This is a genomic window from Nonomuraea sp. NPDC049709 (assembly GCF_040674815.1).
Taxonomy (GTDB): domain Bacteria; phylum Actinomycetota; class Actinomycetes; order Streptosporangiales; family Streptosporangiaceae; genus Nonomuraea.
Genome location: NZ_JBFANM010000051.1, coordinates 60,292 through 80,763, shown reverse-complemented (window position 1 = coordinate 80,763; position 20,472 = coordinate 60,292). Strand labels below are relative to the sequence as shown.

The following is a 20,472-nucleotide window of genomic DNA, read 5'->3' as shown; positions in this document are numbered from 1 at the left end:
GTGAGAGTGCTCCATTCCGTGAGGGAAGAGACGCGCTCGGGAACGGTCGCCACGCCAGCGCCTTTCGCGCACAGCGATATGGCAAAGCCCCCGTAATGCCCCTTTACCTAATCACAATAGTGATTGCACGCTCAACACGACCCGCGGATCGGAAATGTCCGGATTTCTTCAGCTATCCGGCAAGGGACCAGGCGATTCCATCCAAGATGTCGTGTTCGCTCACGACGACCTGCGAGAACGCGAAACGACGGACGATGCGGTCAAGAATTAGCGCGCCGGTGCCAATCACGTCAACCCTCCCGGGATGCATCACGGGAAGAGCCGCGCGCTCACTATGGGTCATCGCGAGCAGCCGCCGCGTGACGTCGTGCACCTGCTCGGCGGAGATCCGCGAGTGGTGAATGCGGGCGGAGTCGTAGGCCGGCAGGTCGAGCGCGATGCCCGCCACCGTCGTCACCGAGCCCGCCAGGCCCACCAGCGTGTGCGCCTGCCGGACAGGGACCTCCGCCTCGACCCCGTCGAGCGCGGCCTCGATGTCGGCCACCACGGCCTCCAGGGCCGGCGCCGACGGCGGGTCGCCGGCGTCGCGCAGATGCCGCTCGGTCAGGCGTACGCAGCCGATGTCCACCGACAGCGCCGCCTGCGCGTGCTCGGAACCGACCACGAACTCGGTGGAGCCGCCGCCGATGTCCACCACCAGGTAGGGAGGCAGCGGGCCCTGCGGCACCTCGGTCTCGGGCGACAGGTGCACCAGCCCCCTGGTCGCGCCCGTGAACGACAGCTCGGCCTCCTCGGCCCCGGTCACCACCTCGGGCTCCACCCCGAAGATCTTGCGGACGCCGTCCACGAACTCCTGCCGGTTGACCGCGTCCCTGGTCGCGCTCGTGGCCACCACGCGCGTGGCGGTGGCGCCGTGCCGGTCGATGAGCTCCTGGTAGCCGCGCATGGCCGCGAACGTGCGCTCCAGGGCCTCCGGCGCCAGCCGTCCGGTCCTGTCGACGCCCTGGCCGAGCCGGACGATCTCCATCCGCCGCTCGATCTCGCCGAGCTCGTCCCGCTCGACGTCGGCGATGAGCAGGCGTACGGAATTGGTGCCGCAGTCGATGGCGGCTACACGCATGGTCCGTCACTCCACCAGTCGGGGAGAGCGTCCAGCGCCTCCCTGCCGAACGGGTTCGCCCCGGGCACCGCCAGCTCGTGCGCCACGAGCGCGTGCAGGCACTTGACCCGCTGCGGCATTCCTCCCGTGCTCTGCATGTCGCGCGGCAGCGGCGCCAGGCCCTCTTCCTGGGCCGCCCTGTCGCGCCTGGCCACGTAGTCGTCGTGCGCGGCGCGGTAGGAGGCCGCCAGCTCGGGCTCGGTGGCCAGCCTGGCCTGCATCTCGCGCATCAGCCCCGAGCCCTCCAGCGTGCCGATGGCGGAGGCCGCCTTGGGGCAGGTCAGGTAGTAGAGGGTCGGGAAGGGCGAGCCGTCCGGCAGCCGCGGCGCGGTCTCCACCACGTCGGGGTTGCCGCACGGGCAGCGGTGCGCGACCGCGCGCAGCCCTCTGGGCGGCCGCCCGAGCTGCTCCCGTACGACCTCGACGTCCTTACTGTCCAACGCTTTCCTTTCCCGTCACAGCCCGGCGCCCGGTGCCCTTGTCGGCGGCCTCCACGGACTCCCAGAGCGTCTGATACCACGGCGGCACCGTCGCCGGCTGTTTCACGGCCGTCTGTTCCTTGCCCTGTTCGGGCGCCATCACCACATAGCACTTCTCGCCGGGCCCGCAGTAGTGCAGCCGTTCCTTGGCCGTCTTCTTGATCCAGTTGGGATCGTCGCTCTGCCGGTCACGGGCCAGCAACGCCTGCTTCTCGGCCTCGACCCTGGCCTTCTCGGCCCGCAGCTCCGAGATGCTGCGGCGCAGGCTGATGTATTCGCGCACAGGGTAGGCCAGGCTCATCGCGATCGCGCACACCACGACGGCCAGGATGGCGGCCCGCCCGGTCAGCTGCGGCCTTTTCGCCATTTGCTGCACACCCCCTCAAGTGCGGCTCGCGGCCGGATCGGGGTGCCGCGAGCCGTACTCGAAACTAGCGCCGGAAACGCGCGGGAACGCCGCGCGACCCGCGTAGCGGGCGGCGTCGTCGAGGAGCTCCTCGATGCGCAGCAGCTGGTTGTATTTCGCCACCCGGTCCGAACGGGCCGGGGCGCCGGTCTTGATCTGGCCGCAGTTGACCGCAACGGCGAGGTCGGCGATCGTCGTGTCCTCGGTCTCGCCGGAGCGGTGGCTCATCATGCACCGGTAGCCGCTGCGGTGGGCCAGGTCCACGGCGTCGAGCGTCTCCGACAGCGTGCCGATCTGGTTGACCTTGACCAGCAGGGCGTTGGCCGCGCCGTCCTTGATGCCCCGCTCCAGCCGCTCGGGGTTGGTCACGAACAGGTCGTCGCCGACGAGCTGCACCTTGTCGCCGAGCGAGGCGGTGATGGCCTTCCAGCCCTCCCAGTCCTCCTCGTCGAGCGGGTCCTCGATCGAGACGAGCGGGTAGTTGGCGACCAGGTCCTCGTAGAACGCGATGAGCTCCTGCGCCGACAGGCCCTTGCCGTCGATCGTGTAGACGCCGTCCTTGTGGAACTCGGAGGCGGCCACGTCGAGCGCCAGCGCGATGTCCTCGCCCGGCACGTAGCCGGCCCGCTCGACGGCGACCAGGATCAGGTCGAGCGCGTCGCGGTTGGAGGGCAGGTTGGGCGCGAAGCCGCCCTCGTCGCCCAGGCCCGTGGCGTAGCCCTTCTCCTTCAGCACGCTCTTGAGCGCGTGGTAGACCTCGGTGCCCATGCGCACGGCCTCGCGGAACGTCTCCGCCCCGATCGGCGCGATCATGAACTCCTGGATGTCCACGTTGGTGTCGGCGTGGGCGCCGCCGTTGAGGATGTTCATCATCGGCACCGGCAGCACGTGCGCGTTGGGGCCGCCCAGGTAGCGGAAGAGCGGCAGGTCGGCGCTGTCGGCGGCGGCCTTGGCCACGGCCAGCGAGACACCCAGGATGGCGTTGGCGCCGAGCTTGGCCTTGTTGGGCGTGCGGTCCAGGTCGATCATGATCTGGTCGATGATGCGCTGGTCCTCGGCCTCGACGCCGCTGATCTCGTCGAAGATCTCGTCGGTCACGGCGAGCACGGCCTTCTCCACGCCCTTGCCGCCATAGCGCTTGCCGCCGTCACGCAGCTCGACCGCCTCGAACTGGCCGGTGGACGCCCCGCTCGGCACGGCCGCGCGGCCGGTGCTGCCGTCGTCGAGCACCACCTCGACCTCGACCGTCGGGTTGCCCCGGGAGTCGAGGATCTCGCGAGCGTATACGACCTCGATGGTAGCCACGGGATGCGCTCCTAAATCGAAAGGCAATATGCCATCAGAGCCTATCGGTACGCCCGCACCCGAAGACTGCGCGGGCCTGCGCCCCCGCCGGTCAGCTCCGGTCCTGGCCGGACGACTCCCACGCGCGCACCCGGTCACGGTACGACCGCGCCGCCGCGCGCAGCTCGGCCTCGGCGTCCAGCCCGCCCTCGGCGGCCCGCCGCACCAAATCGAACAGCTCCCGCGCGATCCCCTGCCCGACCGCGGCCGACAACGACTCCGGCGCCCCGGCCCGCTCGGCCCGGCGCACCAGCTGGGCGGCCAGCGACAGAGCCGGCTGCCCCATGGGGACCCCGTCGAGCACCGACTCCGTGCCCTTGGCCGCCCGCTCGGCCGCCTTGATCGCGTCCCAGTTGTCGTTGACCTCGTCCGCGCTCTCGACGCGTACGGAGCCGAACACGTGGGGATGGCGGCGGACGAGCTTCTCCACGATCCCGGCCGCCACGTCGTCCATGTCGAAGTCGTCGGCCACCCGGGCGTGGAACACCACCTGCAGCAGCAGGTCGCCCAGCTCCTCCCGGAGCGCCGGGAAGTCGCCCCGCTCGATGGTCTCGAGCACTTCGTAGGCCTCTTCCAGCAGGTACGGCACCAGCGTCTCGTGCGTCTGCTTGCGATCCCACGGGCACTCGGTACGCAGCCGGTCCATCACCGCGACCAGGTCGAGCACCCGCGCACCCGGCAGGTCGTACGACCCCGGCACGACCTCGATCACCGGCGGCTCCGCCAGCGCGACCGCGGCGTGCCCCACGGCCCGCATGAAGCTCTCGCCGTCCTGCTCGGAGAGCCACACCACGGTCTCGGCGACCGCGCGCCGCGCCAGCCCGGGCGGATCCGGCTCGACGACCTCGACCTCGATCCCGGCCTCCGCCAGGTAGGGAAGCTGCGGATGGGCCGCGGAGGCGGTCAGCACCGGCCCGGTGCGCAACGCCTGCCAGGCCTGGTGGCTCAGCAGGCCCGGCGCGACCCTGGGCGAGGTGGTGACGACGATCAGCGGCACGATCAGCCCTGCTGCGGCTGCGGCTGCGCCTGCTGGGTGAGCTTGCCGAACCTGCCGGTGTCGACGAACAACGCCGGATTCTGCTCCGAGCGCTGCGGGTTGAGCGTGCCGTAACGCGGGTTGAAGACCGGCTTGATCGAGCTGAACTCCTCGACCAGCCGCTGCTGCCCGGCCTGGCCGAACTTCTGCTGCAGCTTCGACAGGCCCACCATCACCCGGCCGTAGTCGCGGGCGTCGTTCGGCGGGACGCCGTTGGCCAGCAGGTTGATCTCGGGCGACTCGAACTGCCCCGGGTCCTTGAGCGCGGCGTCGACCTCCGTCTCGCTCACCTGGACGTTGTGCCGGGCCATGAGCTGCCTGGACACGCTCACGTTGACCAGGCGCTGCAGCACGACCTGGGTGACCGGCACGCCCAGCGCCGACTCGTCCAGCTTGGCCCGCTTCAGCGCGGCGAGGTAAGCCTGCGTGTCCGCGTTGAGCTTGCTCGTCGAGATGCGCTCGTTCCCGACCACGGCCGCGGCCCCGGCCTGCATGGGGGAGGAGCAGGCGGTCAGTGCCACGGCCACCGTTGCGGCGGCCACAGCCACTCGTATCGACTTCACGTACGTCCCTTTCCGACCCGAAAACCGCCGTCAGCTTACCCGTGCGGGCTCGAGGAACATCGCCTCGACCAGGTCACCGCACCATTTGAGCAGGTCGAGATCGCGCAGCGGCTGCCCGCCCAGGGGCTTGGTCTTCGGGACCGGCACCAGCAACGTCTCCGCCGCCTGCTTGTATATCGCCTTCTTGTACAGCCGGTCGAGCCGGACCTGCTGCGACTCCTTGAGCCTGGCCGGGCCGAACTTGATGTTCTGGCCCTGCAGCGTGACGTCCGTGAGCCCGGCGGAGCGGGCCTTGATCCGGAACATCGCGACCTCCAGGAGGTTCTCCACCTCCGCCGGGGGCTTGCCGTAGCGGTCGGTCAGCTCGTCGCGCACCTCGTCGATGTCGGCCGGGGAGCTGATGGCCGCGATCCGCTTGTACGCCTCCAGCCGCAACCGCTCGGAGGTCACGTAGTCGTGCGGGATGTGGGCGTTGATCGGCAGCTCGACCTTGACGTCGTGCTGCTCCTCCTGCACCTCGACGCCCGACAGCTTGGCCTTCTGCTCCTGCACGGCCTCGGCCATGAGCCGGACGTACAGGTCGAAGCCGACGCCCGCGATGAACCCGGACTGTTCGGCGCCCAGCACGTTGCCCGCGCCGCGGATCTCCAGGTCCTTCATCGCGACGTACATGCCCGCGCCCATCTCGGTGTGCTGCGAGATCGTCGCCAGCCGCTCGTGAGCGGTCTCGGTCAGCGGCTTCTCCGGCGGGTAGAGGAAGTACGCGTAACCGCGCTCCCTGCCTCGCCCGACCCGGCCGCGGAGCTGGTGGAGCTGCGACAGGCCGTAGTTGTCGGCCCGGTCCACGATCAGCGTGTTGGCGTTGGGCACGTCGAGCCCGGACTCGACGATCGTGGTGGAGACCAGCAGGTCGTATTCGCGCTCCCAGAAGCCCACCATGATCTTCTCGAGCTGGTGCTCGTTCATCTGCCCGTGGGCCACCGCGATGCGCGCCTCGGGAACCAGCTCCCGCAGCCGCGCCGCGACCCGGTTGATCGAGGCCACCCGGTTGTGCACGAAGAAGACCTGGCCGTCGCGCATCAGCTCGCGCCGGATCGCGGCCCCGATCTGCTTCTCCTCGTAAGGCCCCACGAACGTGAGGATCGGGTGGCGCTCCTCCGGCGGCGTGAGGATCGTGGACATCTCGCGGATGCCGGTCAGCCCCATCTCCAGCGTGCGCGGGATCGGCGTGGCGGACATGGCCAGCACGTCCACCTGGGTGCGCAGGTGCTTCATCGCCTCTTTGTGCTCGACGCCGAACCGCTGCTCCTCGTCGATGATGATCAGCCCCAGGTCCTTGAACCTGACCTCGGGGCTGAGCAGCCGGTGCGTGCCGATCACCACGTCGACCGCGCCCGCCCGGAGACCTTCGAGCGTGCCCTTGACCTCGCCGTCGGTCTGGAAGCGCGAGACCGCCTTGATCGCGACGGGGAAGCTGGAGAAGCGCTCGGCGAAGGTGGACATGTGCTGCTGCACCAGCAGCGTCGTGGGCACCAGCACCGCGACCTGCTTGCCGTCCTGCACCGCCTTGAACGCCGCGCGCACCGCGATCTCGGTCTTGCCGTAGCCGACGTCGCCGCAGATCAGCCGGTCCATCGGGACGCCGCGCTCCATGTCGCGCTTGACCTCGTCGATGGCCTCCAGCTGGTCGCCGGTCTCGGCGTACGGGAAGGCGTCCTCCATCTCGCGCTGCCACGGCGTGTCGCTCCCGAACGCGTGCCCGGGCGAGGCCATCCGGGCGGAGTAGAGCCTGATCAGCTCCCCGGCGATCTCCTTGACCGCCTTCTTCGCCCGGGACTTGGCCTTGGCCCAGTCGGCGCCGCCCATGCGGTTGAGCGTGGGCGCCTCGCCGCCGACGTAGCGGGTGACCTCGTCGAGCTGGTCGGTCGGCACGTAGAGGCGGTCGCCCTTGGCGTATTCGATGACCAGGTATTCGCGGGTGGCGCCCTGCACCGTGCGCTGCACCATCTCGATGTAGCGGCCCACGCCGTGCTGCTCGTGCACCACGTGGTCGCCGACCTTGAGCTGGAGCGGGTCGACCATGTTGCGGCGGCGGGAGGGCAGGCGCCGCATGTCCTTGGTGGAGGCCTTCTGCCCGACCAGGTCGAGGTGGGTGAGGACGGCCAAATTGGGGGTGATGAAGCCGTGCTCGATCAGCCCGGTCGAGACGTGGACGACCTTCGCCTCCGGCGCCTTGTCGAGATATTTCCGCAGTCGTGCGGGAACGTCGACACCCTTGAGCAGCTCCACCATGCGCTCGGCCGGCCCGTGGCCCTCGCTGAGCAGCACGACCGCCTTCTCGTCGGCCAGCCAGCCCTTGATGTCGGCCAGCGCTTTGGCCGTGTCGCCGCGGTAGGCCTCGGAGTCCTGCGCGTCCAGCTCCACACCGTTGCCGAACGGCGCCATCGTCCACCACGGCTGGCCCAGCACGTCTGCGTGCCCGCGGATCTCCTCCAGCGAGCGGAACGCGGCCGCGCCCAGGTCGATCGGCGCCTCGCCGCCGGCCGCCGCGTTGATCCAGGAGGCTTCGAGGAACTCCTGCGAGGTGCGTACGAGTTCCTCGCTGCGCCCCCTGATCCGCTCGGGGTCGCACACGAACACCGCCGACCTGGCCGGCAGGTGGTCGAGCAGCAGGTCCATCTCCCCGGCCAGCACCGGCGCGAACGCCTCCATGCCCTCGACCGGCGTGCCCTCGGCGAGCTGGTCGAGCACCTCGGCCAGCGCCGGGTGCTCCTCGGCCAGCTCCCGCGCCTTGGCCCTGACCTCGTCGGTCAGCAGCAGCTCGCGGCACGGCGGCGCGAACAGGCCGTCCTCGGCCGCCTCCAGCGAGCGCTGGTCGGCCACCTTGAACCAGCGGATCTCCTCGACCGTGTCGCCCCAGAACTCCAGCCGCAGCGGGTGCTCCTCGGTCGGCGGGAACACGTCGAGCAGCCCGCCCCGCACGGCCACCTCGCCGCGCTTCTCCACCATGTCCACCCGGTGGTAGCCGTTGTTGACCAGGTTGGTGACCACCTCGTCGAGGTCGGCGTCGTCACCGGCGCGCAGCCTGATGGGCTCCAGGTCGCCGAGCCCCTTCACGATCGGCTGCAGCAACGCCCTGATCGGGGCCACGATCACGCTGAGCGGCCCGGCCGCGGCGTCGCCCTTGACCGGGTGCGCCAGCCGGCGCAGCACCGCCAGCCGCTGGCCCACGGTGTCGCTGCGCGGCGAGAGCCGCTCGTGCGGGAGCGTCTCCCAGGTCGGGAACACCGCCACGAGGTTCGGCTCGATCAGGCTGGTCAGCGCGGCGGCCAGGTCTTCCGCCTCGCGCCCGGTCGCGGTGACGGCGAGCACGGTCCGCTGGTCGTGCCCGGCCAGCGCGGCCACGCCGAACGGCCTCAGCGCGGACGGCGCGATCAGCGACACATCGCCGCCCTCTTCGAGAGCGGCGGTCAGTTTCGGGTCGGCGCGAACAAGGTCAAGCAGTCCGGAAAGACTCATCAGATACGCCCACAGCCCCACGACGGCAACACGACTACCCCCGGCCGGGTCAGGTCGCGGGGGTCCCTTCAAGACTACTCGCCACACCCACCGTCAGCCGACGCGGTAGCCGGGCACCGACGGCCAGCGAACGGTCAGCACGGTGGATTCCTCCTCCGCCCGCCAGGAATGGTCGACGCCCTTGCCCCAGACCACGTAGTCGCCGGGCTCGGCCAGCAACACGCTGCGGCCCGGCAGTTCCACCCGGAACCGGCCGCTGATCAGGACGAGCAGGGCGGTGCGGTCCTCACCCCTGACCCACTCCGCGCGCTCGTCGCCGGGAGGGTGCACGCCCCACTTGATCTCGACATCGTCGCTGTGCCGTGGATCGCCCGGGGGTTTGAAGTGACCGAGCAACCACCCCCGGTCCAGGGCCGCGTCCACACCGGCGTTGCCCACGTAGACCCGATCGCTCACGAGCCAGGACGCTAGCAGGGAAATGCATTACTGATACCGATTGATTGATTACTGTAGGTCACATGTCTGAGGTGCGATCGGTCGCCCAGCGAGGCGACCTCTTCGGTGAGCGGGTCCGCGAGCACTGTGCCGGGCAGCCGATCAGGCGGCTCGACGTGCTGGTCGCCGGGTGCGCGCACGACGAACCCCTGGTGCTCGACCACGTCGAGACGAGGGCCACCGGGGCCGACGAGGACCACCCCGCGGTGAGGAGGGTGCTGGAGGAGCGGGCCGACCTGGTCGCCTGGTCGCTGGGGGATCTGCGCTGCGTGCCGCTGCCGCCCAGGGCCTTCGACGTCATCCAGCTCTCCTTCCTGCTGGAACGCGTCAGACACGCCGAGCTGGTGTTCGACCGGCTGCTGCAGTCGCTGCGGCCGGGCGGCCTGGTGCTGCTGCGCATGCGCGACCGCAGGTCGGCCTACGGCCTGCTCGACCGCATCACGCCGTCGTTGGTGCGCCGTCTGCTGTGGCGGGCCCTGGTCAGGAGGGGCACGCCGGGCCCGCTGCCGGCCGTGTACGAGCCGCTGGCGTCGAGCGACGGCCTGTACGCGTTCTGCCTCAGCCGCGGCCTCATGATCACCGACGACGAGCGCAACACCAGCGGTCCCGCCCGCACGGGCCGGATCGGCGCCGCCGCCGTCACGCTGATGGCCCGGCTGACCAACGGCCGCTTCCCCGCCTCCCACGACGAGATCACCATGGTGATCAGGAAACCCCAGCACCACTTCGCCCGGCTCATCTGACCCGGCGCCCCGCGCCGTGCGGGGCAGGGGGGCGGTCGTGCGGGGAGCGGTCTAGCGACACACTGGTACCAGTCGCTAGACTTCTTTCCTACCAATTCAATCGGAATAGTTGGGATGTAGGCATCGTGGAGTGGACCCCCGACCCGCGCGAGCTGGCCGACCTCGAGCTGCTGCTCTCCGGCGCGTTCGAGCCGCTGACGGGGTTCCTGGGCCACGACGACCTGCACGCGGTGCACGAACGCGGCACCCTGGCCGACGGCACCCGGTGGCCCGCGGCCGTCACCCTCCACCTGCCCGCCGACGTCTCCCCCGGCGACGAGGTCACGCTGCTCGACCCCGAGGGCCTGGCGCTGGCCGCGCTCACCGTGACCGCCCGCGAGCCCGACGGCCTGACCTCTGGCCCGGTCAAGGGCCTGAGCGCGCCCGAGCACGGGCCGTTCGCGCGCCTGCGGCGCACCCCGGCCGAGGTCAAGGACGAGCTCGGCGGGCGGCCCGCGCTGGCCGTCACCATGCGGGGACCCCTGGACGACCTCTCCGAGATCGTCGGCACGGCCCAGGACCTGGGCGCGGTGATCATGCTGCTCCCCCTCTCGTACGGCGAGGCGGGCCCGGCCGTCGTCCGCGCCGCGCTGCTCGCCAAGGAGAAGCTCCCCGCGGACACGATCGTCGTGTCGGTGCCCCTGGCGCCGCGCGACGAGCCGGAGATCGACCTGGAGCTGCGCGAGCACGTCGCCACCGCCTACGGCGCGGCCGAGCACCTGGCGGGCCCCGATCCCGTGCACATCCCCGGTCCGCCGCACCGGCGCGGCCTGGTGGTGTTCTTCACCGGCCTGTCCGGCTCGGGCAAGTCCACGATCGCCCGCGGCCTGCGCGACACGCTGCTGGAGCTGGGCACCCGCACGGTGACCTACCTCGACGGCGACGTGGTGCGCCACCTGCTGTCCAAGGGCCTGACCTTCTCCAAGGCCGACCGCGACCTGAACATCCGCCGCATCGGCTTCGTCGCCGCCGAGACCGCCCGCCACGGCGGCCTGGCCATCTGCGCCCCGATCGCGCCGTACGCGGCCACCCGCGAGGAGGTGCGCGAGATGGTCGAGTCGGTCGGCGCCGACTTCCTGCTCGTGCACGTCGCCACGCCGCTGGAGGAGTGCGAGCGGCGCGACCGCAAGGGCCTGTACGCCAAGGCCCGCGCCGGCCTCATCCCCGAGTTCACCGGCATCTCCGACCCCTACGAGGAGCCGGACGACGCCGACCTGGTGATCGACACCACGCACATCTCGGTCGAGGCGGCCGTGTCCCGGGTGCTGGACACGCTGAAGGGCGGAGGGTGGATCCGTTGACGGAGCGAACCCGACGCGCCGAGCGGAGCGGCGGCCGATGAGCGAGGCACTCCGCGGAGCGAAGGAGGAGCGGTGAGCGACCGTTGAGCGCGGACTGGGCGCTGATCGGCGGGTCCTTCCTCGTCGCCATCGTGGTCGGGCTGACCGGGATGGGCGGCGGGGCTCTCATGACCCCGATGATGATGTTGTTCTTCAACGTGCCGCCGCTGGCCGCGGTCTCCAGCGACCTGGTCGCCTCGGCCGTGATGAAGCCGGTCGGCAGCGTCGTGCACCTGCGCCGCGGCACCGTCAACCTGCGCCTGGTCGGCTGGTTGTGCGCGGGCTCGGTGCCGGCCGCCTTCTGCGGGGTCTTCCTGGCCCGGGCGTTCGCGGTCACCGACGCGGTCAAGTACGCCCTCGGCGTCGCCCTGCTGCTGGCCGTCGCGGGCATGGCGGTCAAGAGCTGGCTCGGCGCGAGGGGTGGCGAGTCGAGCACCCACGACATTGTCGTGCGCCCAATTCCGACCCTACTGGTCGGTATGGTGGGCGGCGTCGTGGTCGGCGTCTCCTCCGTCGGATCGGGATCGCTGATCATCGTGGCCCTGCTCGTCCTCTATCCGGCGCTCAAGGCCAACCAGCTCGTCGGCACCGACCTGGTGCAGGCCGTGCCGCTGGTCACCGCCGCCGCGCTCGGCCACCTGCTGTTCGGCGACTTCCAGCTGGACCTCACGGTGTCGCTGCTCATCGGCTCGATCCCGGGCGTCTACCTCGGCGCCAGGATCTCCTCGCGCGCCCCCGGCGGCCTGATCAGGGCTCTGCTGGCGATCGTCCTGCTCGCCTCCGCGCTCAAGCTGCTCGACGCGAGCAACACCCTCACCGTCTGGGCGCTCGCGGCGGCCGTCGCGGTCACGATCGCGGGCTGGCGCCTGCGGATCAGGGCCGCGGCACGGGCGTCGAGCGAAAGTACGGATCTCGAGCCAGCTCGCTGAACGCCTTGTCGGCCCCGGGATCGGAGTCGAAGCTCGTGTCGCCGCGCGGCGCCTGCGGCGAGTCGAAGTAGAGCAGCGCCTTGATCTGCGGATAGCGCTTGATTTGCTTGAGCACCGACTCGAAGAACTTCCGCTTGAACGAGCGGTCGTGCGGCCGCTCGAACACTCCCCACTCGGCCACCATGACCGGCTTGCCGGGGAAGCGCGCCTGCATCCACCGGTAGAACCCCGGCCACTCCGGATATTCCTTGCGCGTCTTGTTCACGAGCCCGTCGAAGTCGTGCACCCGGTCGTCGGCGTACGGGTCCATGGCCACCCAGTCGACCACGTCGTCACCCGGGTAGAGGTCCTCGAACCAGGACTTGGCCGCCCAGTTGGGCGCCCCCATGTACGTCATGACCACGACGGCGTTCTTCACCCCGCCGGCCCGCAGCCTGAGCACCACGTGCCGGAACATGGCCGCGTAGTCGGTGGCCTGCATGCCCGAGCCCGACGAGGAGTCGACGTCGTTCTCCGGCTCGTGGTGCAGGGTGAGGAAGAACCGCTCGGGGAAGGTGCGCCTGAGGTAGGCGGCCAGCCGGTCGATCCGGGCGTCGAGGGCCCCGCGGGCGATCTCCGCCCAGGTGTGGTCGAACGACGGCTTCCAGTTGATCATGAGCAGCCGCGGCCTGGCCGGGTCGCGGGCGAGCCGGACCTCCGCCGCGGTGGGGAACAGCTCGCTGCCCCGGTGATAGACGTGCAGCACGTCGGCCGCGGCGCCCATGCGCGACTCCGCGCCGTGCAGCGCCTGCTCCACCGGCGCGCCGGTGAAGACCTCGGGCGCCATGCCCCACCAGGCGCCGCAGGACGGGATGAGCCTGGAGGTGGCCGTACAGGCGGGCGATCCCGCGACCTCCTTCACCGCAGGGGCCTCGGCCGGCGGCAGGGCGTTGGAGCCCTCCGCGCCGGAGCAGGCGGCCAGCACCGCGACCACGGCCAGAATGGCACCGCCGGATGTTGCTTTCAGCGAAATTCCCCGTAGCTGCAAAGCCTTCCAACTCCCTCGTCGAACGACCCCCGCCTCTCACTCCTGAACCTTGCCATGTCATTCCTGGAACTTCAGCCAGTGTGGAAGTCTCCCCAGTTCGTGGCGGTCAAGTAACCTCCCGCATTTCCGGATATTTCGCTTTATCAGGAAGCTTCTTTATGGCCTTACCGGAGAAAATCTTGAGTATTCAACATGGGTAATGACCGTCCGCCCTATAGTGGGCGCACATGAGCTCCGGCACCGACCTGGACGAGCATCTTTCGCTGCTGCGCAGGCGGTGGCTGCTCCTGGTGGGCTGCGTCGTGTTCGGCGGCACCGCGGGACTCGCGCTGATGCGCCTCACCCCTCCCTCCTACACCGCGACCACGCAGGTGCTGGTCATGCCGATCGGCCCGCAGGAGCCGGCCAACCAGGTGACCAACCGCCAGCGCGAGGCGCTCAACCTCGACACCGAGGCCCAGGTCGCGCAGTCGGCCGTGGTCGCGGCCCGGGCGGCCAGAACCCTGGGGCTCGCCGTCCCCGAGCCGGTCGAGGTCTCCGTGCCGCCCAACTCGGCGGTGTTGTGGATCTCGGTGACCGCCGCCGACCCCGCCGTCGCGGCCACGCAGTCCCGGGCCTACGCCGAGGCGTACCTGGCCCATCGCCGCGAGAGCGCGCTGACCTCCATGGCCGAGCAGCAGGAGGCCGTGCTGAGCAAGCTCAAGCAGGTCAACGCCGGGATCGACCTGGTGATCAAGCAGCTCGACGGCCTGACCAAGGGCAGCGCGGAGCACGCGATCGCCACCCAGCGCCAGGGCGTGCTCAACCGGCAGGCGGCCAACCTGGCGCTCAAGTACGACGCGCTGCGGACGGTCGCGGTCACCCCCGGCACGGTCATCGGCCAGGCCACGCCGCCGACCGCGCCCAGCTCCCCCAGCCTGCCCCTCTACCTCGGCACCGGGCTGATGGCGGGACTGCTGCTCGGCTCGGCCGCCGCGTACGCCCGCGACCGCCTCGACACCCGCCTGCGCACACCCGCCGACGTCGAACGCCTCACCGGCCTGCCGGTGCTCACCGACCTGTCGAGCCCGCGCGAGCACGGCGTGCTGCACGAGCTGGCCTGCGCCGTGGTCTCCGCGTGCCCGGGCAAGCGGCTGCTGGTCAGGGCGCTGCCCGCCGACCTGTACGCCTCGTCGCTGGCCGAGCCGCTCGCCGTCAGCGCGCCGCTGGTCGTGCTCGACGGCTCCGACGTGCGCGACCTGGCCAGGGCGGACGCGGCGGTGCTGCTGCTGGGGCTGGGCCGGGTCACCTCCGTGGAGGTCGCGGCCACCGTACGCCAGCTGGCCCGGCACGACGTGCCGATCGTCGGCGTGGTGACGGCCACCGACGCGGTGCCGTCGTTCGTACCGCTGCTGGAGCCGCGCCCGCACACCTCGCTCGGCAAGCTCGTCGCGACCGGCGAGCTGGAGCCGAGCGTGTCGGCCGAGACCACGCCCATGCAGGCCATCCACCACCCGCGGCGGCCGGGCAAGCCGACGTGAGAGGGCCCGCCTGGCCCATCGGAGCGCTGCTGGTCGGCTATCCGGTCTGGTGGGCGCTCGGGTTCGGCGGGCTGTCGGTGATCGTGCTGGCGGTGCCCATGGCGGTGATGCTGTGGCGGCGCCGGCCGATCAAGGTGCCGCGCGGGTTCGGGCTGTGGGTGCTGCTGCTGGCCGGCTACCTGGTGAGCGCGCTGATGCTGGCGGAGACGCCGCCGGGCACGTACGGCGAGCTCGGGGCGGGCCGGATCGTCGGCTACTCCATGCGGCTGGCGCTCTACTGCTCCGTCCTGATCGTGCTGCTCTACCTGGGCAATCTCACCGAGCGGGAGCTGCCGCAGCTGCGCCTGGTGCGGATGCTCGGCGTGCTGTTCGTCACCACGGTCGCGGGCGGGCTGCTCGGCGTGTTCTTCCCCGCCTTCGCCTTCACCTCGCCGGTGGAGCTGCTGCTGCCCGAGTGGATCAGCGGGAACTCGTTCGTGCAGAACCTCATCCATCCCACCGCCGCGCAGACGCAGAAGGTGCTGGGGTACGCCTCGCCGAGGCCGGAGGCGCCGTACGAGTGGGCCAACGCCTGGGGCAGCAACGCGTCGGTGCTGCTGGTCTGGTTCGTGGTCGGCTGGTGGGTGTACGGCCGGGCGCGGCACCGGGCGTTCGTGGCAGTGGTGCTGGCCCTGGCGGCGATCCCCGTCGTCTACTCGCTCAACCGCGGCCTGTGGATCGGGCTCGGCCTGGCCGTGCTCTACGTGATCGTCCGGGTGGGCGGGCGTACCAGGGTGGCGCTCTGCGGGGCGGTCGTGGCGGCGGCGCTGGCGTTCATGCTCAGCCCGCTGGCCCCGCTGTTCGCGCAGCGGCTGGACAAACCGCACTCCAACGACATCCGGGCCTTCACCGTGACCGCCACCCTCACCGCGGCCGGCCACTCGCCGGTCATCGGCTACGGCAACACCCGCAACGCCATGGGCAACCACCGGACGATCACGACCGGCAAGACCGAGTGGTGCGCGACCTGCGGGCACCCGCCGCTGGGGAGCGACGGGCAACTCTGGCTACTGATCATCACGCAGGGGTTCACGGGGGCGGCCCTCTACGTGGCGTTCTTCCTGGGGGCGATCCGCCGCCACTGGCGTGACCGCAGCCCCATCGGGCTGGCCGGGGTGCTCGTGATGGGGCTCGTACTGCTCTACATGTTCATCTACGACGGCCTGGTCACGCCGCTCAGCCTGTATCTCATCTCGTTCGCCCTCCTGTGGAGGAATTCATGAGTGATGCGGCTGTCCGACTTGGTTACCTCGCGGAGACCGTGCGGCTGCTGTATCCCGGCTCCGGGTCGCCCCGGGCGTACACCGTGCTGCCGCACGCCGCCGTGCCCCGGCGGCTCGCGCCGCGCCGCTGGTGGCATCTCGGGTCGCAGGTCGTGGTGCCGGTCGAGGGGTCCATCGCGGCGCATCTGAGCGAGATCTTCCACCGGCCGGTCGAGACCGTTCTGCACGTACGTCCCGCGCTGCGGGCCAACCGCAAGCCCATCCTGGAGGCCCGCGCGGACGGGCGGCGGCTGGCGTTCGTGAAGATCGGCGACAGCGCGCGGGCCCGCGAGCTGATCACCACCGAGGCGGCGGCCCTGCGCAGGCTGGCCGGGCTGCCCCTGAGCACGATCGCCACCCCGTCCGTGCTGCACCACGGCGACTGGCGGGGCCTGTCCGTGCTGGCCCTGTCGCCGCTGCCGGTGCGGCGCGGCCGGGTGCCGGAGCCGCTGCTGCTGGCGGCGGTCAAGGAGATCGCGGGCACCGGCGGCGCGCGCCCGGCCTGGCACGGGGATCTGGCCCCGTGGAACATCTGCCGCTCCCGCGACGGGCGGCTGCTGGTCTGGGACTGGGAACGGTACGAGGTCGGCGTCCCCTACGGGTTCGACGCCGTGCACCACTTCTTCCAGCGGGCGCTGCGCCGGATGGAGCCGCCGGTGGCGGCGCGGGCGTGCGTGGCCGGGGCCGTACGGCTGCTGGCTCCCCTGGGCCTGTCCGCGGCGACGGCCAGGCAGACCGCGCTGCGTTACCTCATCGCGCTGGCCGACCGGCACGCCGCCGACGGCCACGCGCCGCTCGGGCCGCCGGAGTCCTGGCTCAACCCGGCCGTCGACCACGAGGAGCTGCTCACGTGAGGACCATGAAGCGATCGGTGCTGTCCCTGTCGCGGGCCACGGGCCGGTTCACGTCGGGGGCGCGCGTGCTGCCGTCGTTCCTGATCGCGGGGGCGCAGCGGTGCGGCACGACCTCCCTCTACCGGGCGCTGGCCCAGCACCCGCTGCTCCTCAAACCGGTCCTGCACAAGGGCGTGCACTACTTCGACGTCGCCTACTGGCGCGGGATGGCCTGGTACCAGGCGCACTTCCCGCTGCGGGTGAGCGCGGCCCTGCTCGGCCACCGGTACGGCACGCGCGCCCAGGCGTACGAATCCTCCCCCTACTACCTGTTCCATCCCCTGGCCGGGGAGCGCATCGCCATCGACCTGCCCGAAGTCAAGCTGATCGTGCTGGTCCGCGACCCGGTGGAACGGGCCTGCTCCGCGCACGCCCACGAGCTGGCCAGAGGCTTCGAGACCGAGTCGCACTTCGAGTACGCCCTGGAGCTGGAGGCCAAGCGCCTGGCCGGGGCCGAGGAGCGGCTCCGCGAAGCGCCCTTCGCGCTGCACCACTCGCACCGCCACCACGGCTACCTGGCGCGGGGCCGCTACGCCGACCAGCTCGACCGCCTGGAGGCGCTGATCGGCTGCGAACGCATCCTGGTGCTCGACAGCCACCGGTTCTTCGCGGAGCCGGAGGCCGCCTACGACCGGGTGCTGGAGTTCCTCGGGGTGCCGCATCTGGGCTATCCCGCGTTCGAGCGGCACAACGGCCGCGCGCTACCGCGCCGGGTGCCCCGGGTGCTGGCGCAGGCGCTGCGGGACCACTTCGAGGCGTACGACGCGCGGCTGACCCGCTGGCTGGGCGGTGAGCCGTCGTGGCGGCGGTGAGCGTCCGGAGGGGGCTGGCGGGGCTCACGGGGGCGGCCTTCAGCGCGCTGGCGCAGTTCGTGCTGGTGGTGGTGGTGACCAGGGCGTATCCGGCGGCCGAGGCCGGCGCCTTCTTCACCGCGACCGCGCTGGCGCTCATGGCGGCGGGCATCGCGAAGCTGGACGCCGGGACCGGGCTGATCTACTTCATCGCGCGCGCGGAGACCTACGGCTATCGCGGCATTTCCGGATATATCCGGGCGGGGCTCGTGCCGTGCGTCGTGGTGGCGGCGGGCGCCGCTGTCGTGCTGTACCCGCGGCTGGGGCCGCTGGCCGGGCTGCTGCCGGTCATGGTGGCGGCCGACGTGCTGCTGGCCGCCACCCGAGGGTTCGGGGCCATGCGGCCCACCGTGCTGCTGGAGGGGGTGCTGGTGCCGGCCTGCCAGCTCGCGCTGGTCGCCGGGGCGGCGCTGGCCGGGGCGGCGGTCTGGTGGTTGCCGCTGGCGTGGGGGGTGCCGTACCTGCCGGTGCTGGTCCTCGCGGCGGGCGGGTTGCGCGGGCGGGTGCCGCGCACGCCGTACCTGCCGGGAACCGGGCGGGACCTGTGGCGGTACACGGCCCCGCGGTCGGTCGCGGGGGCGATCCAGGCGGTGTTCCAGCGGGTGGACATCGTGATCGTGGCGGTGCTCGCCGGGCCGGCGCAGGCCGCCGTCTACACGGCCGCGACCCGGTTCAAGGTGGTGGGGCAGCTCGCCAACCAGGGGCTGGCGCAGGCCGTGCAGCCGGGGCTGGTCAGGGCGCTGGCCGACGGGGAGCGGGAGCGGGCCGGGGAGCTGTACCAGGCGGCCACGGTCTGGCTGGTGCTGCTGACCTGGCCGGTGTGGCTGGCGTACGCGGGGCTGGCTCCGTGGGTGCTGAAGGTGTTCGGGCCCTCGTACGACTCGGCGGTGCCGGTGGCACTGGTGCTGGCGGGGACGATGATGGTGGCGACGGCCTGCGGGATGGTCGACGTGGTGCTGACGGCCGCCGGGCACACCGGCGCCAGCCTGCTCAACCTGCTGGCCGCGATCGGCTGCACCGTGCTGCTCGACCTGGCGCTGATCCCTGCCCACGGCGCGCTCGGGGCGGTCGCCGGCTGGTCGGGCGGCGTGCTCGTCAAGAACCTGCTCCCCCTGTGGCAGCTGCACCGCCGCTACGGCCTGCACCCGTTCGGCCGCCACACCCTGGCGGCGCTGCGCGTTCGGGGATGGGCGGCCGCATGACGGTCCTGGTGACGGGCCTGCCCCGGAGCGGTACGAGCTGGACGGGCAGGATGCTCGCCGCCGGCGGCGACCTGGTCTACGTCAACGAGCCGCTCAACCCCCAGCACCCGCCCGGCCGCTGCCCCGGGGTGCTCGCCGCCCGGGTGACGCACCGGTTCCAGTACATCTGCGACGACAACTCCGCCGCCTGGCTGCCCGCCTTCCGCGACACGGTCGCCCTGCGCTACCGCTGGCTGGCCGAGCTGCGCGCGAACCGCTCCCCGTACGACCTGGCCCGCCTGCTCCGCTACGGCACCGCCTTCACGCTCGGCCGCCTGGCGGGCCGGCGGGCGCTGCTGGACGACCCGTTCGCGGTGCTGAGCGCGGGCTGGTTCGCCCGGCGGCTGGGGTGCCGGGTGATCGCGCTCGTACGGGATCCGGTGTCGTTCGTGGCCAGCTGGCAGCGGCTGGGGTGGACGGTGCACTTCCAGGAGCTGCTGGGGCAGCCGCTGCTGGTCCGCGACCATCCCGAGCTGCTGGAGCTGCGGGCGCTCGTCGGGTCGCGGGACCGCGTGGCCAAGGCGGCCGCGCTCTGGCGGGCGACCCGCACGATCCTGGACCGTACGCCCGGCATCCTCGTCACCTCGTACGAGTCGCTGGCCGCCGACCCGGTGCCCGGCTTCCGGCGCCTGTACGCGTACGCCGGCCTGCCCTGGACGCCCGCCGCCGAACGCCGGATCACCAGGGCCTGCTGCCACGACACGGGCACGTCCCGGGCCGGGGGCTTCGCGTGGTCCGGCCTGTCCCGCACGGCCTACCGCCGGATGGACTCGCGGCAGGCGCTGCTGAACGGGGCCCGGGGCCTCAGCGAGGAGGAGGCGGCCCGGATCCGCGCCCTCACCGCCGGCTGAAGCGGGTGGCCAGGCAGCCGGCGAGCAGGCGTACCGCGAACGGCAGGTCGTCGACCAGGTAGCGGCGCGTCAGCCGGCCGGGCTCGGCGGCGAGCCGGAACACCCACTCCAGCCCGGCGCGCCGCATCCAGCGCGGCGCCCTGGCCACCGTGCCGGCCGCGAACGCGATGGCCGCCCCGCATCCCACGAACCACGCATCCGGCAGCTCCTCCCGCAGGTCGGCGATGAGGCGGTCCTGGCGGGGGAAACCGAGCCCGACGAACACCAGCCGGGGCCGGGCGGCGACCACCATCCGGCGAACCCGCGCGGCCCCCTCGGGAGTGGCGTCGAAGTGGTAGGGAGGGGCGTGCACGCCGCAGATTTCCAGGCGGGGGTGACGGCTGGAGAGCCGGTCCGCCGCCCTGCGCGCCACGCCGGGCGGGCCGCCGAGCAGGTAGACGGGCCAGCCGTGGCGGGCGGCCGGCTCGCTGAGCGACCAGATGAGGTCGGCGCCGGTGACGCGCTGGGGCACGGGGGTGCCGAGCAGCCTGGCCGCCCACACCAGCGGCATGCCGTCGGGGACGACGAGGTCGGCCGTGCACACGAGCTCTTCCAGCGCGGGGTCGGTGGCGACGGCGCGGCAGATGTCCACGTTCGGCGTGACGATCCGCCCGCCCTTCCCGGCCTCCAGCGCCACCGCGACCCGCCGCACGACCTCCCGCTCGCTCAACGCATCCACCTCCACCCCACCCACCCG

19 protein-coding genes are annotated in these 20,472 nt (G+C 71.7%); 9 read left to right on the top strand and 10 right to left on the bottom strand.

The window, feature by feature from the left end; genetic code table 11:
* Positions 1-172: 172 nt before the first annotated feature.
* The 8 genes from AB0J69_RS40235 to AB0J69_RS40200 form a co-directional block, all read right to left on the bottom strand.
* Positions 173-1,120, bottom strand: a complete 948-nt coding sequence (locus AB0J69_RS40235) for a Ppx/GppA phosphatase family protein (RefSeq protein WP_364129001.1) — start codon at positions 1,118-1,120, stop codon at positions 173-175.
* Positions 1,111-1,599, bottom strand: a complete 489-nt coding sequence (locus AB0J69_RS40230; protein WP_364128999.1) for a DUF501 domain-containing protein — start codon at positions 1,597-1,599, stop codon at positions 1,111-1,113. Before AB0J69_RS40230 ends, AB0J69_RS40235 begins: the two co-directional genes overlap by 10 nt.
* Positions 1,589-2,005 carry a septum formation initiator family protein gene (locus tag AB0J69_RS40225; protein WP_364128996.1) on the bottom strand — a complete coding sequence of 139 codons (417 nt, stop codon included), beginning with the start codon at positions 2,003-2,005 and terminating at the stop codon, positions 1,589-1,591. Before AB0J69_RS40225 ends, AB0J69_RS40230 begins: the two co-directional genes overlap by 11 nt.
* Positions 2,006-2,020: 15 nt before the next feature.
* A complete protein-coding gene (eno, locus tag AB0J69_RS40220) occupies positions 2,021-3,349 on the bottom strand; it encodes a phosphopyruvate hydratase (RefSeq protein WP_364128993.1) in 1,329 nt (442 codons plus the stop codon).
* A 91-nt stretch (positions 3,350-3,440) separates the two neighbouring features.
* A complete protein-coding gene (locus tag AB0J69_RS40215) occupies positions 3,441-4,385 on the bottom strand; it encodes a MazG family protein (RefSeq protein ID WP_364128990.1) in 945 nt (314 codons plus the stop codon).
* 2 nt (positions 4,386-4,387) lie between these two features.
* A complete protein-coding gene (locus AB0J69_RS40210; RefSeq protein ID WP_364128987.1) occupies positions 4,388-4,987 on the bottom strand; it encodes a SurA N-terminal domain-containing protein in 600 nt (199 codons plus the stop codon).
* 30 nt (positions 4,988-5,017) lie between these two features.
* Positions 5,018-8,506, bottom strand: coding sequence for a transcription-repair coupling factor (gene mfd / locus AB0J69_RS40205; protein WP_364128984.1), 3,489 nt, complete (start codon positions 8,504-8,506; stop codon positions 5,018-5,020).
* Between the two features lie 93 nt (positions 8,507-8,599).
* Complete coding sequence (locus tag AB0J69_RS40200; protein WP_364128981.1) at positions 8,600-8,962, bottom strand: signal peptidase I; 363 nt, start codon at positions 8,960-8,962, stop codon at positions 8,600-8,602.
* A gap of 62 nt (positions 8,963-9,024) precedes the next feature.
* Between AB0J69_RS40200 and AB0J69_RS40195 the strand changes: the two genes are divergently transcribed.
* The 3 genes from AB0J69_RS40195 (at position 9,025) to AB0J69_RS40185 (ending at position 12,052) form a co-directional block, all read left to right on the top strand.
* Positions 9,025-9,744 (top strand): methyltransferase domain-containing protein, encoded by a 720-nt coding sequence (locus AB0J69_RS40195; RefSeq protein ID WP_364128978.1) that lies wholly within the window; start codon positions 9,025-9,027, stop codon positions 9,742-9,744.
* Between the two features lie 125 nt (positions 9,745-9,869).
* Entirely contained in the window at positions 9,870-11,084 is a 1,215-nt protein-coding gene (gene cysC, locus AB0J69_RS40190) for an adenylyl-sulfate kinase (protein WP_364128975.1), read from the top strand.
* A gap of 83 nt (positions 11,085-11,167) precedes the next feature.
* The gene (locus tag AB0J69_RS40185; protein ID WP_364128972.1) at positions 11,168-12,052 is read left to right on the top strand and encodes a sulfite exporter TauE/SafE family protein; all 885 of its coding nucleotides are present in this window, start codon (positions 11,168-11,170) and stop codon (positions 12,050-12,052) included.
* Here AB0J69_RS40185 and AB0J69_RS40180 read toward each other — a convergent pair.
* Positions 11,997-13,025, bottom strand: a complete 1,029-nt coding sequence (locus tag AB0J69_RS40180) for a hypothetical protein (protein ID WP_364128970.1) — start codon at positions 13,023-13,025, stop codon at positions 11,997-11,999. The genes AB0J69_RS40185 and AB0J69_RS40180 overlap by 56 nt on opposite strands.
* Positions 13,026-13,306: 281 nt before the next feature.
* Here AB0J69_RS40180 and AB0J69_RS40175 point away from each other — a divergent pair, with 281 nt between their 5' ends.
* From AB0J69_RS40175 to AB0J69_RS40150, 6 genes are read left to right on the top strand one after another with little or no spacing between them, the layout of a single operon-like run.
* A complete protein-coding gene (locus tag AB0J69_RS40175; RefSeq protein WP_364128967.1) occupies positions 13,307-14,599 on the top strand; it encodes a Wzz/FepE/Etk N-terminal domain-containing protein in 1,293 nt (430 codons plus the stop codon).
* Entirely contained in the window at positions 14,596-15,861 is a 1,266-nt protein-coding gene (locus AB0J69_RS40170) for a hypothetical protein (protein ID WP_364128964.1), read from the top strand. Before AB0J69_RS40175 ends, AB0J69_RS40170 begins: the two co-directional genes overlap by 4 nt.
* Positions 15,858-16,754 carry a hypothetical protein gene (locus AB0J69_RS40165; RefSeq protein WP_364128962.1) on the top strand — a complete coding sequence of 299 codons (897 nt, stop codon included), beginning with the start codon at positions 15,858-15,860 and terminating at the stop codon, positions 16,752-16,754. The genes AB0J69_RS40170 and AB0J69_RS40165 overlap by 4 nt, the downstream gene beginning before the upstream one ends.
* A 5-nt stretch (positions 16,755-16,759) precedes the next feature.
* On the top strand, positions 16,760-17,605 hold the full coding sequence (locus AB0J69_RS40160) for a sulfotransferase domain-containing protein (protein WP_364129037.1): 846 nt from the start codon (positions 16,760-16,762) through the stop codon (positions 17,603-17,605).
* The gene (locus AB0J69_RS40155) at positions 17,602-18,846 is read left to right on the top strand and encodes a lipopolysaccharide biosynthesis protein (protein ID WP_364128959.1); all 1,245 of its coding nucleotides are present in this window, start codon (positions 17,602-17,604) and stop codon (positions 18,844-18,846) included. The genes AB0J69_RS40160 and AB0J69_RS40155 overlap by 4 nt, the downstream gene beginning before the upstream one ends.
* Positions 18,843-19,736 (top strand): sulfotransferase, encoded by an 894-nt coding sequence (locus AB0J69_RS40150; RefSeq protein ID WP_364128956.1) that lies wholly within the window; start codon positions 18,843-18,845, stop codon positions 19,734-19,736. Before AB0J69_RS40155 ends, AB0J69_RS40150 begins: the two co-directional genes overlap by 4 nt.
* Here AB0J69_RS40150 and AB0J69_RS40145 read toward each other — a convergent pair.
* Positions 19,723-20,454, bottom strand: a complete 732-nt coding sequence (locus AB0J69_RS40145; protein WP_364128954.1) for a WecB/TagA/CpsF family glycosyltransferase — start codon at positions 20,452-20,454, stop codon at positions 19,723-19,725. The genes AB0J69_RS40150 and AB0J69_RS40145 overlap by 14 nt on opposite strands.
* Between the last annotated feature and the right edge of the window lie 18 nt (positions 20,455-20,472).